The sequence below is a fragment of the Microcoleus asticus IPMA8 genome (genome assembly GCF_013179805.1).
GTDB lineage: Bacteria > Cyanobacteriota > Cyanobacteriia > Cyanobacteriales > Microcoleaceae > Microcoleus > Microcoleus asticus.
This window is the reverse complement of record NZ_SRRZ01000033.1, coordinates 25,406-40,681: the sequence shown is the minus strand read 5'-3', so window position 1 is coordinate 40,681 and position 15,276 is coordinate 25,406. Positions and strand designations below refer to the sequence as shown.

Here is a 15,276-nt window from a genome sequence, read left to right as displayed (position 1 = left end):
TATTAGTTTCCAATGGCTTACACCGCGCAAAAAATCCTCACTTTTGAAACATTCCTCGATCGATATTGTGACAACTTCCGCTACGAACTCGCTGACGGAGAATTAGTTGACAAGGAACCCACAGGCCCCCACGAAACCGTCAGCGGTAAACTGGCAACTCAAATCGGCATCGTTCTCGCAGCCGAAAAACTACCCTGGTTCATTCCGCGCACTTGTTTGATCCGTCCATTTTCAGATGCAGCTACTGCCCGCCGTCCCGATATTGTCGTATTAGATGAAACTGCTATTGTCAGCGAACCTCTTTGGGAAAGAGAACCTGTGATTACGCTGGGGCGATCTATTAAATTGGTGGTAGAAGTAGTCAGCACTAACTGGGAAACAGATTACGCCAGAAAAGTTGAAGAGTATGCTCTTTTAGGAATTCCCGAATATTGGATCGTTGATTATCGCGGATTGGGAGGCGTGGCTTTTATCGGTAAACCAAAACAACCTACTATCACCGTTTGCCAACTGATTGACCAAGATTACATCCAGCAACAATTTCGCCTCGGTCAACCGATTATTTCTCCTCTGCTAAAGAACTTGCAACTTCGGTTAGATGATATTCTTCCCCGATAAAGTGGGGGTGTCAAACTAAATATAGGAATTACGCACGGGTAGTCAGGGTTTCGACACTTCGACGGAGTTTATTCTGATTCATCTATCATCGGTTTTTGGGCAGCGTGTCGCACAAAAATAATCTGAACTGTATCATCAACAATCGTAAACAGAATCCGATAGGCATTTCGTCCCTTGCCGTAAACAAGTTGTCGTATTTCTTCGTCAAAAAAACTATTCTCAAACGCGAAGGAACAACGAGAAGGCATATTTTCTAGCGATAAGATAGCTTTGTACAAGCCTTCTAACCAATTTCTAGCCTTCTGAGAAGAATGATTACTCAACCAAAAATAAGATTCCTCGATCGCTTTTTGCGCTGCGGGTTGGATAATGACTTGATATTTCTGATTCATCGCTAACTGTCTAGCTTATCAAACAGTTGATTGAAAAAATCCTCCGCTTTTTGCCCTTCCCCTCGATCCATTTGTGCCAAACCCAGTTTAATTCCCTTTAAAGTCTCTAATAACTCAACTGCATCTAAAAGTTTCTGATAGGATTCAGCATCCTGAATAACTAACTCTGCTTTCCCGTTGACAGTTAGAACTAAAGGATGTTTTGTTTGTTTGAGCCGCTGCACAAACTCAGTCGTATTACGTTTAAAATCGGTGAGAGAATGTATGTCTCTTGAAAGGTTAATCATAACGATAACATGAAATTAGCATCTAATTAAATGTTAAACGATACCTGCGGAGTTTGTCAATCTAAGCTTAGGTGATATTCTGCCCCGATAAAGTGCCTTGCTGCAATCTAAAATCTAAAATCTAAATCAGAAACTGGGTTTTTTGTGTAAGTCCTATATATACTATTAAAGCTGTGCCGGAATCGCACCGATCGCCCTTGCCACTAACACCTATCATGAACGATCGCACATCTACTCCAAACATCCCCCCGCAGGCCTGGAAACGTCCCATCGGCCTCGGTTGGGAGAATCCCTATACAGTCCGCTACGCAAGCAATCTCGACGACGGCCCCTGGCACGGAATGCCTCTGGGCGGGTTCGGTGCCGGCTGCATCGGGCGATCTTCCCGCGGCGACTTCAACCTCTGGCACATTGACGGCGGCGAGCACATTTTTCGCAGTTTGCCCGCTTGTCAGTTCAGCGTTTTTGAAGAAACTCAAGGCAAGAAACAAGCTTTTGCACTGTCCACTGAACCGCCTACCGATGGCAGTTTATCTAGTTGGAAATGGTATCCATCGGAAGGAAGAAGGAAGAAGGAAGAAGGAAGAAGGGAAGAAGAAGAAAGAACAGGGGAAGAGTCTAATTCTTCGGGGAGTTATCATGCTTTGTATCCGCGCAGTTGGTTTGTTTACGAAAATGTGTTTCAGGCTCAATTAAGCTGCGAGCAATTTTCGCCAATTTTGCCGAACAATTATCAGGAAAGCAGTTATCCAGTTGCCATGTTTGAATGGGTGGCGCACAATCCTACAGATGCGCCGATTACTCTCAGCATCATGCTGACTTGGGAGAATATTGTCGGTTGGTTTACTAATGCCAATAAGTCGCCGAAAGTGATGGTTCGAGATGATGGCAGTCCATTTTATGACTATCAACCCCGGTGGGGAGAAAGTGCCGGAAATTTGAATTTGTTGGTGGAAGATTTTCACCGAATCGGTTGCGTGATGACGCGGTTGACTGCTGAGGACGAACCGCAAGAGGGGGATGGACAATGGGCGATCGCAACTATTACTAATCCGGCGGTAGAAGTATTCTATCAAACTCGCTGGAACCCGGCGGGGAATGGCGACGATATTTGGCGCAACTTTTCTGCTGAAGGTTTCTTGTTGGATGACAAAGACGAGACAGCCGCAGCCGCAGGAGAACAGTTGGCTTGTGCGATCGCAGTTCGCTTTACTATTCGACCAGGAAAAACTCGCAAAATTCCCTTTATTATAGCTTGGGATTTGCCCGTTACTGAGTTTGCATCGGGAGTTTGGTACTACCGCCGGTATACAGATTTCTTCGGCCGCAACGGCAAAAATGCTTGGCCGATTATTCGCACTGCAATGAAGCATTCCGATACTTGGCGCGAAAATATTGAAGCTTGGCAAAAACCGATTTTAGAACGGAAAGATTTGTCAGACATTTTTAAAATGGCGCTGTTTAACGAGTTATACGCCCTGACAGATGGCGGTACTCTTTGGAGTGCGGCTGACGAACGCGATCCGAAGGGACAATTTGCGGTTTTGGAGTGCATTGATTATCGCTGGTACGAAAGTTTGGACGTGCGGCTTTACGGTTCTTTTGCTTTGTTAATGCTGTGGCCGGATTTGGAAAAGTCGGTGGTTTTAGCGTTCGCTAGGGCAATTTCTGCCGGAGACGATACGCCGAGAATTATTGGCTGGAATCAAGCATCTGCTATTAGAAAAGCTGTCGGGGCGACGCCGCACGATTTGGGTGCTCCCAACGAACATCCTTGGGAGAAAACGAATTATACTAGCTATCAAGATTGTAATTTGTGGAAGGATTTGCCTTGCGATTTTGTGTTGCAGGTTTATCGGGATTTCCTGTTGACTGGCGGCACAGATTGCGAGTTTTTGCAAGAGTGTTGGCCGGCAATTGTTGAGGCTTTGGCTTATCTGAAAACTTTTGATGAGGATGGGGACGGAATTCCTGAGAATTCGGGAGCACCGGATCAGACGTTTGATGACTGGCAAATGCGGGGGATAAGTGCCTATTGCGCGGGTTTGTGGTTGGCGGCGCTGGAGGCTGCGATCGCGATCGGCGAAATCTTGGAAGATGCAGCACCGCAGATAATTCCTAACCCTCAAGCAAAGATAGCATTATATCACAGTTGGCTGTTACAAGCAAGACCGAGCTATCAAGAAAAACTGTGGAACGGTCAATATTACCGTTTGGACAGCGAGAGTAACTCCGAAGTGGTGATGGCCGACCAACTGTGCGGTCAATTTTACGCGAAGCTGTTAGGATTGCCGGATATTGTGCCGCAGGAATGTGCAGTCAGCGCTTTAGAGACTGTGTACGAATCTTGCTTTTTGAAGTTCAACGATGGCGAGTTCGGTGCGGCAAATGGGGTGATGCTGAACGGTTCGCCGGAAAATCCCAATGCAACTCATCCTTTGGAAATTTGGACGGGGATTAATTTTGGGTTGGCCGCTTTTTTGGTACAGATGGGAATGGAGGAGAAAGCGTTTAAATTGACGGATGCGGTGGTGAAGCAGATTTATGAAAATGGGTTGCAGTTTCGCACGCCGGAAGCGATTACGGCGGGGGGGACTTTTCGGGCGAGTCACTATTTGCGGGCGATGGCTATTTGGGCGATTTACGGGGTGTTGACCAATTTTAAATAGGGAATTGGTATATTAGCTGATGAATCCCACTAAAATTTAAATAAATTACGCCTTAAACCCCCTTTTCAGCAATGAAAACGGTTAATTAAACTATCAATTTTATTGACAGTAAAATTTTTCCGCATTCGAGGAAGACACTAATGTTTCATGCTCAAACTTTAGCTATGCTAAAAGTTTAAAACGAAACAGCCCTGCTGGGATGCGAGGGGTATCGAACTCGGCTATAAATGAGGGAGACAAAGGGTCTGAGGCAATTGTTGACACCAATGCAGTCCGCACCTTACCCGTATATAATTTGGAGCGCTCGCCAATTTCAAGATATAATAGAAAAATGTCAAATCCCTTACTTTCCCTCAACTACGAACCCGCCATCGAATCCCTCGGCGGCGACTATTTCGATGAAGTCCCGGCGGCCGATTTTCCGCAGCATATTCTCCGCTTCCGCAACGACCAATTATTGCCGATACTGGGTTTAGACGCCGCACAAGTAACCGACCAACATTTCATCGAAGCGTTCGGCGAATTTCATTGTGTCCGTCCCTTTCTCGCACTCCGTTACCACGGCTATCAATTCAACGAATACAACCCGAATTTAGGCGACGGTAGAGGCTTTTTGTACGGCCAAGTTCGCGGCACTGACGGCAGACTTTACGACTTCGGCACTAAAGGTTCCGGCCGCACGCCCTACTCGCGGCACGCTGATGGTAGACTCACTCTCAAAGGGGGAATTCGCGAAGTTTTAGCCGCCGAAGCTTTGCACCGGTTGGGAGTTCGGACATCTCGCTGTTTTAGTTTAGTTGAAACGGGCGAGGCTTTGTGGCGGGGCGACGAACCATCACCCACGCGATCGTCCGTAATGGTGCGTTTCAGTCATTCTCACATCCGGTTTGGAACTTTTGAAAGATTGCACTACATCCGCAGGCCGGATTTAACTAAAAAACTTTTAGATTTTGTTATTGAATATTACTATCCAGAACTGCATTTAGAAGCAAGTAATGCGGGTGTTTCGCCGCCGGAAAAGTATGCGCTATTTTATGCAGATTTAGTCAAGCGAGTAGCCGAATTAGTCGCTCAGTGGATGGCGGCAGGATTTTGCCACGCAGTGCTGAATACTGATAATATGTCGATTACTGGAGAAAGTTTCGATTACGGGCCTTTCGCTTTTATCCCAACTTACAAGCCGGAATTTACAGCAGCTTATTTCGACCATTACGGTCTTTATTGTTACGGCAATCAACCGTTTATTTGTAAGGGGAATTTAGAGAAGCTCCAGCAACCGCTAGCAGCCGCGATTCCTCAAGCTGATATGGATGCTGCTTTGGAAAAGTTTGGCGAGTATTATAATGCAGCTTACCGGCAGTTGATGCTAAATAGATTGGGATTTGAGGATTTGCCAGAGGCGGAGGGAGATGAGTTGTTAAAGGTGACAATTAAAATGCTGGCGGAGTCTCAAGTAGGCTATCACGATTTCTTTTTTGAACTGCGAAGACAGTTCGATCGCACTTGGCGAGATGATGCTAGTCAAATTTTTGCTGAGGCGGAACCGGCGGACTTGATAGCACCTTGGCGGCAGTTTTATTATCACGTTTTGCAAAGTTTGTCGGCGGATGATATGGACAAAATGGCGGACAGGTTGCTCCGGCACAATCCCGAACAATCGCTGTTGAGACCGACGATTGAGGCTGTTTGGGAACCCATAGCTATTGAGGATAATTGGGAACCGTTTTATGAATTGGTTAAACGAATTCAAAACCCAGAAAATTGATTGATAATAGCTGGCATTAATAGCCTTCCGGGGCCGACTCACCTGCATTTTCTGTTTGTATTAAAGATTAAGGTGAACCCGCCCCGGAGCAATATGAGATTATAAAAATTTGCCACATAAGAAATATAACACCGAGAAATAATGACTAATGACTAATGACAACTGACTAATAACTACTTGAGCTTTTCAATCTCAAATTGTGCATCTTTGTAACCGCCAGTTAGTCCTTGATCGAGAAACATTTTACCAGCTTTTTCTAAATCGCTAATCGCTCCTGCTTTGTCTCCCAATGAGCGGCGAACGATGCCTCTACCGTAGTAAGCAGCAGCATAATTCGGATTGATCCGAATAGCTTGCACGTAATCGGCGATCGCACTGTTGTAATTATTTAACTGCTGGTAAATCTTAGCCCGATTGGCGTAAGCTTCAGCATTGTTGGGATTGAACCCGATTGCTGCTGTAAAATCTGCGATCGCCCCCTGCGCGTCACCCCCAGCACTGCGAGCTAAAGCACGATTGTTAAAAGCATTATAATCATTCGGATTAACTTTCAGCGCTTGAGTGCAATCGGCAATTGCTTTCGGATAATCCTTCAAATTTAAATAAGCAATACAGCGATTGTTGTAAGGAACCCCATCCCGATCGCTCAGCGAAATTGCCTGAGTGCAATCGTCAATTGCGGCTTGATGAGCTCCCAAATTCAACTGCGTGCTGCAACGATTAGCGTAAGCATCTCCACTCTTGGGATCGATCGCAATTACCTGAGAATAATCCGCCAAAGCTCCCTGATAATCTCCTAAGTGAAAGCGAGCTCTCCCCCGACTGTAGAAAGCATCAACATTCTTAGCATCAAGTTTAATTGCCTCAGTATAATCTCCAATCGCCCCCTGCAAATCTGCACTCGCAGCGCGAGCCAACCCCCGCGAATGATAACCTTTAGCCAGGTTTGGCTGCAACCGAATTACTTCGGTAAAATCTTGAATAGCCGCCTTGTAATCTTGCAGCTCTAAATAAGCAACTCCTCTTTCATAATAGGTATCAAAATCGTCGGGCTGGAGATTCAAAGCTTGAGTGTAGTCCTCAATCGCCCCGCGCTTGTCGTTAAAATCGTGACGGGTTAGCCCGCGGTTAAAATAAGCCTGAACATATTTAGGATTGAGAGCGATCGCCTGAGAATAATCCGCAATTGCTTCTTGATATTTTTGTAAATCATAATTAGCATTACCCCGGCGATAAAAACTCTCAGGATTGTTAGGATTTAATTGAATTGACTTATTAAAAGCTTGCAAAGCTCCCGCGGCATCTTGATTGCGAGACTTTTCCACTCCCTGTTCGTGATATTCCTTAGCTTTAATCGGATTCGGTCGGCTCAAATAACTAAACAGAAATACCAGAATTATTGCTGCCCCAAAAACAGCCAAAATCAGCCACCAAAACCGAGTTTTAAAACGTGACGAAAAACTCTCAGAAGACAGTAAGCTCGGAGAAATACTTTTCTTTGGAGCCTTATTCACCGGCTCTAGGCGGTGTCTCAACTTGCTGAGATCTACCAAAACTTCCTCCGCAGATTGATAGCGCTTGCCAAATTGGTGACAGACCATTTTGTCAATTATATTGGCTAGTCCCGCAGAACATTGCGATCGGTTCCGCCAAACAATTTCCCCCGTGTGAGAAGGACTCGGATCTTGCAATTTTGGCAAATCCGTACCGGGCAAACCCGTGATAGCTTGGACTGCCATCATCCCGACTGCATAGAGGTCGCTGCTAAATTGCGGGTTGCCTTGAAATTGTTCGATCGGCATATAAGCCGGAGTTCCAGTAGCAATGGTGCGCGGAAATTCTGTATCGTAGTCACTGACGTGGCTGGCAACTTCTTTAACCGAGCCGAAGTCAATTAAAACTAATTTGCCGTCTGGTTTGCGGCGGATTAAGTTGGAGGGATTAACATCGCGGTGAATCACTCCCTGAGAGTGTACGAAAGCGAGAAGTTGTAAGACTTCTTCCAACAGATCCAGCACTCGTTCTTCCCGCCAAGGTTGACCGGCCACAATTTCCCTATTTAGGGCGTGTCCGGGCACAAACTCTTCGACGAGGTAGAATTGATTTCCTTCTTCAAAATAAGCTAGTAAAAATGGAATTTGATCGTGTTTACCCAGCTTTTCTAATATTTCTGCTTCTTGTTTAAATAAGCGGTAAGCTGTTTTGAGAACTGTGGAAGTGTTGCTGGGAGGGCGCAGTTGTTTCACTACACATTGAGGGTGGCCAGGGCGGCGAGTATCGACAGCCAAATAAGTTTGTCCGAAAGCTCCTGAACTGAGAATTTGTACTACGCGATAACGCCTGTCTAAAAGTTGACCAACCATGTTCATATCAGGAATTGAGAATTGGGAATTAGTGATTGGGGATGGGAAATTGGAAATTGGAAATTGAGAATTGGTGATTGGTTGTTTAGCCTTCTTCCTTCTTCCTTCTTCATTTTGCATTCTTCATTTTTCCTCATGACTGATGACTGATGACTGAGCACTAATAACTGATGACTAATAGCTTATTTAGGATCGTTGATTTGTGCTTGTGCATTTTGGAAACCATCAGCTCTTCCTTGTTCTAGAAAAAGCGTTGCAGCTTTCTGAAAATCCTCGATCGCCCCAGCACGGTCTTTGAGTTGGCGGCGGACGAGGCCTCGGCTGTAAAAAGCGCTAGCATTGTTGGGGTTGAGCCGCAGCGAGTGAGCGAAATCCTCAACCGCCAAAGGGTAATTTTTTAGTTCTGAGTAAATAGTACCGCGATTGCTGTAAGCTACTGCATCGCTGGGATTGAGCCGAATGGCTTGAGTAAAATCTTCCACAGCCCCCTGCTTGTCTCCCGAAGCCGATCGAGCTAATCCTCGATTGCTGTATGCTTTGGGATTGTTGCCGTTGAGTCCGATCGTCAAACTGCAATCTTCGCTGGCCTTTTGAAATTGTTTTAAATTCAAATAAGCAATGCAGCGGTTGTTGTAAGCTGCTTCATCTTTAGGAGCGAGGCGAATTCCTTGGGTGCAATCTGCAATCGCTTTGTCGTAGATTGCCAAATTTAAGTAAGCGCTGCACCGATTGGTATAAGCATCAGCTAGCTCTGGTTCCAATTCGATCGCCTTACTATAATCTTCCATCGCTCCTTGATAATCTGCCAGATTAAACCGCGATCGACCCCGACTGTAGTAAACGCCAGCTTGTTTGGGGCTAATTTGAATCGCTTGGGTAAAATCTGCCATTGCTCCTGTTTTGTCGCCCGCGGCCGATCGAGCTAAACCCCGATTGCTGTAAGCTGTAGCATCGTTGGGAGTGAGCCGAATTGCTTGAGTGTAGTCTTCAATTGCCGTGCGGTAGTCGCCCAAATCGTAGTAAGCTAAACCCCGCTGAGAGTATGCCTCACCGTCGCTGGGATTGAGCCGCACTACTTGGGTGAAATCTTCCACAGCTCCCCGCTTGTCGCCGGTGTCGCGGCGGGCCAGACCTCGATTGTAGATGGCTTTGGTGTGGCTGGGATTGACTTTAATTGCTTGCGTGTAATCCTGTATTGCTAGATCGGTCGCGCCCGTGTCATAGCGAGCGTTGGCCCGCTTGTAGTAAGTTTCCGCATCGCTGGCATTCATGGCGATCGCTTGGGTATAATCGGCGATCGCACCTGTTTTGTCGCCTTGCTGCGCTTTGGCCACGCCGCGAGCGAACAATTCTTGTGCCCTCGCCGGACTTTTACTCTGCCAAAAGTAAAGCATGATTGCTGTCAACATTAAAGCTCCGGCTGTTGCAGCCAGCAGCAGCAGTCTGATTTGGCGCTGTCTCCGCGGTTTACTCATAGCGTCCGTGATGATTGTGGCTGGCGGCGGCTCAACATCCCATTTTACGGCGATTTGTTTGAGGTCTGCCAAAACTTCGGCGGCCTCCTGATAGCGTTCCTCGCAGTCGGAGCGCACCATTAGATCGATAATATCTGCTAGGGCAAACGAACAAGTTGCCCGATTTCGCCACGGAATTTCGCTTTTGTTGTTTTTTAAGGCACTCAGTTCGTTGGGTGAGAGTCCCGTCACAGCAAGCTGGGCGATCGTACCTAGAGCGTAGATGTCGCTATTGTAGCGGGGGTTGCCGATCGATTGCTCGATCGGCACGTATAACTCCTGGCCCGCCAACTCGTGTTTTTTTGCTAAAGGCCCTTTAACAGAGTTGGGGGAGGTTTGCGCCAACAAATGACAATTAGCGAGTTCCGGGTTAATTTCTTTGTCTAAGCTAAAGTCAATCAGCACAAATTTGCCGTCTGACTCGCGCCGGATAGCTCTGTCTGGCTGAATTCTGCGGTGAATGAAACCCTTCTCGTGTATGAACACCAAAATTTCTAATATTTCTGATAGCAGACCAATTACTTTGTCTTCAGACCAAGGTTCACCGGGTATTAGTTCTTGACTTAAAGGCGAGCCGGCAATAAATTCTTCTATTAAGTATAAACTTTGATTTTCCTCAAAATACGCCAATAATTCGGGGATTTTGTCGTGTTTTCCCAATTTTTCAATTATTTCTGCGTTTCTTTGAAATATAACTTTGACTAATTCTGGAGTTTGCGAACTTGTGCCGGGGAGCAGCATTTCTCTAACAGTGCATTGCGGATACCCGGGACGGTGAGTATCTGCTGCTAGATAAGTTTTTCCCACCTCACTTGAGTCTGTGACTTTAATGATGCGGTAACGTCTGTCGAGAAGTTGACCAATCATGCTTTGCCCTCTACCCTGTTAATGTTCCATTATCGCACGAAATCACGATAGGCCCAACATTTGGCTGCGTAATTTAAGTTAGATCGGGCCGTGACTCCCGCCCAAAAACGGATACTTGCTTTCCGACAGGAGTCGTGAGCCGCCCAAAATTTTAGACTTTTGTTCAACCTCCCCGATTCATCTGTGGAGTAAATCTAAAATCTAAAATCTAAAATTTAAAATCGACCGACTGAGCAAACGGGCGATCGGATTGACGATCCAACTCAAGCGCGGCGGTAGCCCTATTCTAATATCTTAGAAAAAAATCGCTAAAATTGTTTATCCTGCCAATGAGATAGGTATAATTTAACAACCAAGCCGGAGGTCAGTCAAATGAACGTACAACTGGTTGAATCCCTAATTCAAGTTATCTTGTCTCTCGCAGCCGACGAGCAATTAGCGCTCGCAGGCAAGATATTAAAAAATATCCCCTACCCTTCGACTCAGGAACTCGTGCAGCTTGCCCAAAAGGGCGGCTATTGTAATTTTTTGAATGACGAACTAGAGATTTATACTCTCAAAGACCAAGAAGCAATTGCCTGATACTCAAAAACAGGAGATTGAGATAACTTTTAAATGTGTGAATAATAAAAATGTCTGAATCACTAACAAAAGGAGGGACGATCGCAGCGATCGCCACTGCCATAGTTCCCCAACAAGGCAGCGTCGGCATTGTGCGAGTTTCCGGTTCCGCAGCCTTAAAAATTGCCGAAACTCTGTTTCGCGCCCCAGGACGGCAAATCTGGGAGTCTCACCGCATTCTTTACGGTCACATCCGTTGCCCCAAAACTCAAGAATTAGTCGATGAAGCTTTGCTGCTAATCATGAAAGCGCCGCGTTCTTTTACTCGCGAAGATGTGGTGGAATTTCACTGTCACGGCGGCATTATGGCGGTGCAGCAAGTCTTGCAGTTGTGTTTGGAACATGGGGCGAGATTAGCGCAACCGGGAGAGTTTTCGCTGCGGGCTTTTTTGAACGGCAGGCTCGATTTAACTCAAGCTGAAAGTATTGCAGATTTGGTGGGAGCAAAATCGGCTGCTGCTGCACAAAGTGCTTTGGCTGGTTTGCAGGGAAAATTAGCCGCACCGATCCGCAAATTGAGAACAACTTGTTTGGACGTGCTGGCAGAAATTGAGGCGAGAATTGATTTTGAGGAAGATTTACCGCCTTTAGATGAAGCTAAAACTTCTTGGGAAATAAATCATATTTTGGCGGAATTGTCAACAATTTTGGCGACGGCAGATCGCGGAGAATTGTTGAGAACCGGTTTGAAAGTAGCGATTGTCGGGCGGCCGAATGTGGGAAAATCGAGTTTGTTGAATGCGTGGAGCCGGAGCGATCGGGCGATCGTCACGGATTTGCCCGGTACGACGCGGGATGTGGTAGAATCGCAGCTAGTTGTGGGCGGAATTCCGGTGCAGGTGCTCGATACTGCGGGCATTCGGGAAACCGAAGACAAGGTAGAAAAAATTGGCGTTGAGCGATCGCGCGCCGCAGCAAAACAAGCCGATTTAGTGTTGTTGACAATTGACGCGGAATCGGGTTGGACAGAGGAAGATTCGGAAATTTACGAACAAGTAAAGCACCGCCAGCTAATTATAATTATCAACAAAATCGACTTAGTAAAAACAATCCCCGAACTACCTTTTTCCTCTGAAGTTCATCCAATAGTTGCCGCAGCCGCCGCCTTCGATCGAGGCATAGAAGACTTAGAAACAGCAATCTTAGATGCCGTTAGCGGGGAAAATTTGCAAGCAGCAAACTCAGACTTAGCAATCAACCAGCGGCAAGCAGCGGCGTTAACTAAAGCTAAAATTTCTCTGGAACAATGCACGGATACTATGAGCAATAAATTGCCTTTAGATTTTTGGACAATAGATTTGCGCGGTGCAATTCAAGCATTGGGGGAAGTTACGGGGGAAGAAGTGACTGAATCAGTGCTAGACAGAATATTTAGCAGGTTTTGCATTGGCAAATAGCAATTGCAGGACTTACGTAAAACCTGTATAGTACAGGTTTGCAATCCTCACTTTACCACTATCACTTTAAACTTCAGAAAATTGACTGACTCGCTTGTTTGATTTTTTGCAAATTGAGTGGTTCCTACCGTAAATCAGCAACGCCAATCCTTCAATCTAAAATCTAAAATCTAAAATCTAAAATCGATAGATTGACTGACTCGCTTGTTTGATTTTTTGCAGATTGAGTGGTTCCTACCGTAAATCAGCAACGCCAATCCTTCAATCTAAAATCTAAAATCTAAAATCGATAGATTGACTGACTCGCTTGTTTGATGTTTGGCAGATTGAGTCGTTCAGACCGTAAATCAGCAACGCCAATTCTTCAATCTAAAATCTAAAATCTAAAATCTAAAATCGATTGACTCATTCTCACGATCGAGGTCTTCCCAGACTTGTAATATAAAGCACAGCCTCACCCGCAGGAATACCCAGAACGTCATTGACGCGATCGTCAAAAAAGCCCGCGATACCGCTGACACCCAAACGCAGTTGAATAGCTGCTAAATTCAACCGCTGGCCTAAATGACCCGCGTCCATGTGCAAATAGCGGTAAACTCGATCGCCATATTTTGCTACAGCCCTGTTCAAATCCGCCGTGTGAAACAACAGCGCCCCCGCATCTCTGCCTAAATCTTGCCCCAAACACAAAAAATGCAATTCCCTGCGGAAATTTTTAAACCGAATTTGCCGCAATTCTTGAGCTTTCGGAGCGTAATAGTAACAGCCTTCTTCTAACCCATTCACTCCCGAAACAGCAATAAATGTCTCGATCAAACTTAGATCGAAATAGTCGGGAGAACCGTCTAATCCTTGGTCGATATAGTGCTGCGGCTGGTAAGTAAAATCGAGCATAGCTAGCAGTTCGCCCAAGCTCAAAGAAGCACCTGTATAAGCACGGGTAGAACGCCTTTTAAGCATAGTGTTTTCTAAAGTTTCCAGGTTCACTCCCCAAGGAATTGAAGGAGTGACCGTCGCAACTTTAGTACAAAAGGGAAAGTTGTATTTATCCTCTAATTCCCCTTCACTTTCATCAAGTTTCCAGCCGTCCGCTCCGGTAGGATCGGATTCTAAATGCGTCGCTTTGTGAAGGTATTTTAACAGTTTACCTTCGGAAATTTGCGGGTAATCTGTCGTGGTGTTTCCGGGCAAAGCTGTTTTAAATTTAGGCAAGTTTTGGTCAATATCTAGCAAGTCGGCTAAAGCAACTACACAAATCGCTCCTTCTTGCTCCGAGTCGATGTACAGTAATTCATTGATAGCTTCGTCAGCGAATCCTCCAATCAGGTGAGGTCGGTAATCGTTGACGGCGCAAGCTAATTCAATATTGCTCAGTAAATGACCGGTGTCTAGGAAAATTCGCCGATAAGCTCGGTCTTCGTAACGCCAAGAAGAACGAAAAAAAACAGTGGTAATGGCGATCGCCAATTGCGTATTTTCTAGCGCGGGCGACTGGAAACAAGCTGCTTGCAAAGTCGGCCAAACTTGACTGTCCCAAAAATGAACAAGTGAATGAGTTCTGCACTGATAGTTGTAAAGTCCGGCCGGCAACTGCGCAGTGCCGCGGGATATTAAATAAACCTCTGCTGGGTAGAGCCCGCCCGCCGACGGTGCGGATCGCAAATACAGGTAGCTGTCGTCTACCGTTTGCACTTTCGCCGTCAACCCGTAGCTGCACAGCAACAAGCTGGATAACCGATGCCACCAAACCGCATCGGGATCGGCATCGGAATCATCCGAGGGGTCTTTTAGATAAGGCTTGAGGTCAAAATACGCTCCTATTTTATATTCTTTGAACGGCACGGGTTGCTCTGTCCAATCTAGCTGTTTGCTTTTGGCAGCAAGGGTTTCAGGATCGTATTTCGTCCGTTCGTGGTAGTGCTGAGCAATGGAGGGAGGAAGTTCTGGCATATTTCAGTAGAGGATTGACTTTGGTTTCTCGATCTTGACATTACTAACCGCTTACTGGTCGAGCAAGGCAGAAATTGACAAATATAAAAAAAATATTAGAAAAAATGCGAGCGTTGTTACATAAGCTTAACATAAGAATATGCCTAAGTATAAATACGCAGTAAAATAACCATTAATTATCGTTATAAATTGACTGCATTAGCTGTCGTCATGAGGGGTGAAAATGCAAAAGCTAAGCGCTGAGGAATTGCTCGCTCAGTATGCTGAGGGCAAGCGAAACTTTAACGCAGTTGACTTAAGTGGAGATAACTTGTTTCAAGCAGACTTAGCAGAAATAAATCTTTCTGGTAGCGTTTTGAGGCGAGCTTATTTGCCCTACGGAAATTTGACTGAAGCCAATCTTTATAAAACAGATTTACAAGATGCTGAATTGGGCGACATTCAACTTTATCAAGCCAACTTGTCGGAAGCAAATTTATCAAGATCAAATTTATGCAGAGCAAATTTGCGCCACGCCAATTTACAAGGTGCAAATTTGCAGAAAGCCAATTTGCAAGGTGCGGATTTGTACAATGCAGATTTGACGAATGCCGATTTGAGATATGCAGATTTGAGCCGAGCTAATTTGGATAAAGCAAAGTTAACCAAAGCTCAATTAGCGGGTTGCAACTTATTTCGATCGCGCTTGGTCGATCTGTCGGAAGCTGAGTGCGATCGCACTACTATCGGCCCCGAAGGATATTGATGATGTGCAGCGCCTAGTCTAGGGCGATCGGCTTAATTAGTCGTGAAGCGTAGCTATCCCGTAGGGAATCGCCCTTTTTAAAATTTCT

The 15,276-nt window shown here is 45.7% G+C and carries 11 protein-coding genes; 6 read left to right on the top strand and 5 right to left on the bottom strand.

Going from position 1 to position 15,276, the window contains the following annotated elements; all coding sequences use genetic code 11:
• Positions 1–12: 12 nt before the first annotated feature.
• Positions 13–618, top strand: coding sequence for a Uma2 family endonuclease (locus E5S67_RS11290; RefSeq protein WP_172187150.1), 606 nt, complete (start codon positions 13–15; stop codon positions 616–618).
• 68 nt (positions 619–686) lie between these two features.
• On the opposite strand, the gene E5S67_RS11285 is transcribed toward E5S67_RS11290, so the two are convergent.
• Both E5S67_RS11285 and E5S67_RS11280 read right to left on the bottom strand, forming a co-directional pair.
• The gene (locus E5S67_RS11285) at positions 687–1,010 is read right to left on the bottom strand and encodes a type II toxin-antitoxin system RelE/ParE family toxin (protein ID WP_172187148.1); all 324 of its coding nucleotides are present in this window, start codon (positions 1,008–1,010) and stop codon (positions 687–689) included.
• Positions 1,011–1,012: 2 nt separating this feature from the next.
• Positions 1,013–1,297, bottom strand: a complete 285-nt coding sequence (locus E5S67_RS11280; protein WP_172187146.1) for a type II toxin-antitoxin system Phd/YefM family antitoxin — start codon at positions 1,295–1,297, stop codon at positions 1,013–1,015.
• Between the two features lie 215 nt (positions 1,298–1,512).
• Between E5S67_RS11280 and E5S67_RS11275 the strand changes: the two genes are divergently transcribed.
• Both E5S67_RS11275 and E5S67_RS11270 read left to right on the top strand, forming a co-directional pair.
• Complete coding sequence (locus tag E5S67_RS11275; protein WP_172187144.1) at positions 1,513–3,966, top strand: GH116 family glycosyl hydrolase; 2,454 nt, start codon at positions 1,513–1,515, stop codon at positions 3,964–3,966.
• A gap of 331 nt (positions 3,967–4,297) precedes the next feature.
• Positions 4,298–5,731, top strand: a complete 1,434-nt coding sequence (locus E5S67_RS11270; protein ID WP_172187143.1) for a protein adenylyltransferase SelO — start codon at positions 4,298–4,300, stop codon at positions 5,729–5,731.
• 173 nt (positions 5,732–5,904) lie between these two features.
• Here E5S67_RS11270 and E5S67_RS11265 read toward each other — a convergent pair whose 3' ends face one another.
• Positions 5,905–8,094 carry a tetratricopeptide repeat protein gene (locus E5S67_RS11265; protein ID WP_172187178.1) on the bottom strand — a complete coding sequence of 730 codons (2,190 nt, stop codon included), beginning with the start codon at positions 8,092–8,094 and terminating at the stop codon, positions 5,905–5,907.
• A gap of 182 nt (positions 8,095–8,276) precedes the next feature.
• Complete coding sequence (locus tag E5S67_RS11260) at positions 8,277–10,475, bottom strand: tetratricopeptide repeat protein (protein ID WP_172187142.1); 2,199 nt, start codon at positions 10,473–10,475, stop codon at positions 8,277–8,279.
• A gap of 372 nt (positions 10,476–10,847) precedes the next feature.
• On the opposite strand from E5S67_RS11260, the gene E5S67_RS11255 reads away from it, so the two are divergent.
• Positions 10,848–11,057 (top strand): hypothetical protein, encoded by a 210-nt coding sequence (locus E5S67_RS11255; protein ID WP_172187141.1) that lies wholly within the window; start codon positions 10,848–10,850, stop codon positions 11,055–11,057.
• A 50-nt stretch (positions 11,058–11,107) separates the two neighbouring features.
• On the top strand, positions 11,108–12,493 hold the full coding sequence (gene mnmE, locus E5S67_RS11250) for a tRNA uridine-5-carboxymethylaminomethyl(34) synthesis GTPase MnmE (RefSeq protein ID WP_172187140.1): 1,386 nt from the start codon (positions 11,108–11,110) through the stop codon (positions 12,491–12,493).
• A 411-nt stretch (positions 12,494–12,904) separates the two neighbouring features.
• Here the strand turns inward: mnmE and E5S67_RS11245 are convergent, their stop codons facing one another.
• Complete coding sequence (locus tag E5S67_RS11245; protein WP_172187139.1) at positions 12,905–14,443, bottom strand: SagB/ThcOx family dehydrogenase; 1,539 nt, start codon at positions 14,441–14,443, stop codon at positions 12,905–12,907.
• A 223-nt stretch (positions 14,444–14,666) separates the two neighbouring features.
• Here E5S67_RS11245 and E5S67_RS11240 point away from each other — a divergent pair, with 223 nt between their 5' ends.
• Entirely contained in the window at positions 14,667–15,188 is a 522-nt protein-coding gene (locus E5S67_RS11240; RefSeq protein ID WP_172187138.1) for a pentapeptide repeat-containing protein, read from the top strand.
• Positions 15,189–15,276 lie beyond the last annotated feature (88 nt).

Coding starts and splice junctions, on each gene's coding strand:
- E5S67_RS11290 (WP_172187150.1), top strand. CDS start 13: ATGGCTTACACCGCGCAAAAAATCCTCACTTTTGAAACATTCCTCGAT.
- E5S67_RS11285 (WP_172187148.1), bottom strand. CDS start 1,010: ATGAATCAGAAATATCAAGTCATTATCCAACCCGCAGCGCAAAAAGCG.
- E5S67_RS11280 (WP_172187146.1), bottom strand. CDS start 1,297: ATGATTAACCTTTCAAGAGACATACATTCTCTCACCGATTTTAAACGT.
- E5S67_RS11275 (WP_172187144.1), top strand. CDS start 1,513: ATGAACGATCGCACATCTACTCCAAACATCCCCCCGCAGGCCTGGAAA.
- E5S67_RS11270 (WP_172187143.1), top strand. CDS start 4,298: ATGTCAAATCCCTTACTTTCCCTCAACTACGAACCCGCCATCGAATCC.
- E5S67_RS11265 (WP_172187178.1), bottom strand. CDS start 8,094: ATGGTTGGTCAACTTTTAGACAGGCGTTATCGCGTAGTACAAATTCTC.
- E5S67_RS11260 (WP_172187142.1), bottom strand. CDS start 10,475: ATGATTGGTCAACTTCTCGACAGACGTTACCGCATCATTAAAGTCACA.
- E5S67_RS11255 (WP_172187141.1), top strand. CDS start 10,848: ATGAACGTACAACTGGTTGAATCCCTAATTCAAGTTATCTTGTCTCTC.
- mnmE (WP_172187140.1), top strand. CDS start 11,108: ATGTCTGAATCACTAACAAAAGGAGGGACGATCGCAGCGATCGCCACT.
- E5S67_RS11245 (WP_172187139.1), bottom strand. CDS start 14,443: ATGCCAGAACTTCCTCCCTCCATTGCTCAGCACTACCACGAACGGACG.
- E5S67_RS11240 (WP_172187138.1), top strand. CDS start 14,667: ATGCAAAAGCTAAGCGCTGAGGAATTGCTCGCTCAGTATGCTGAGGGC.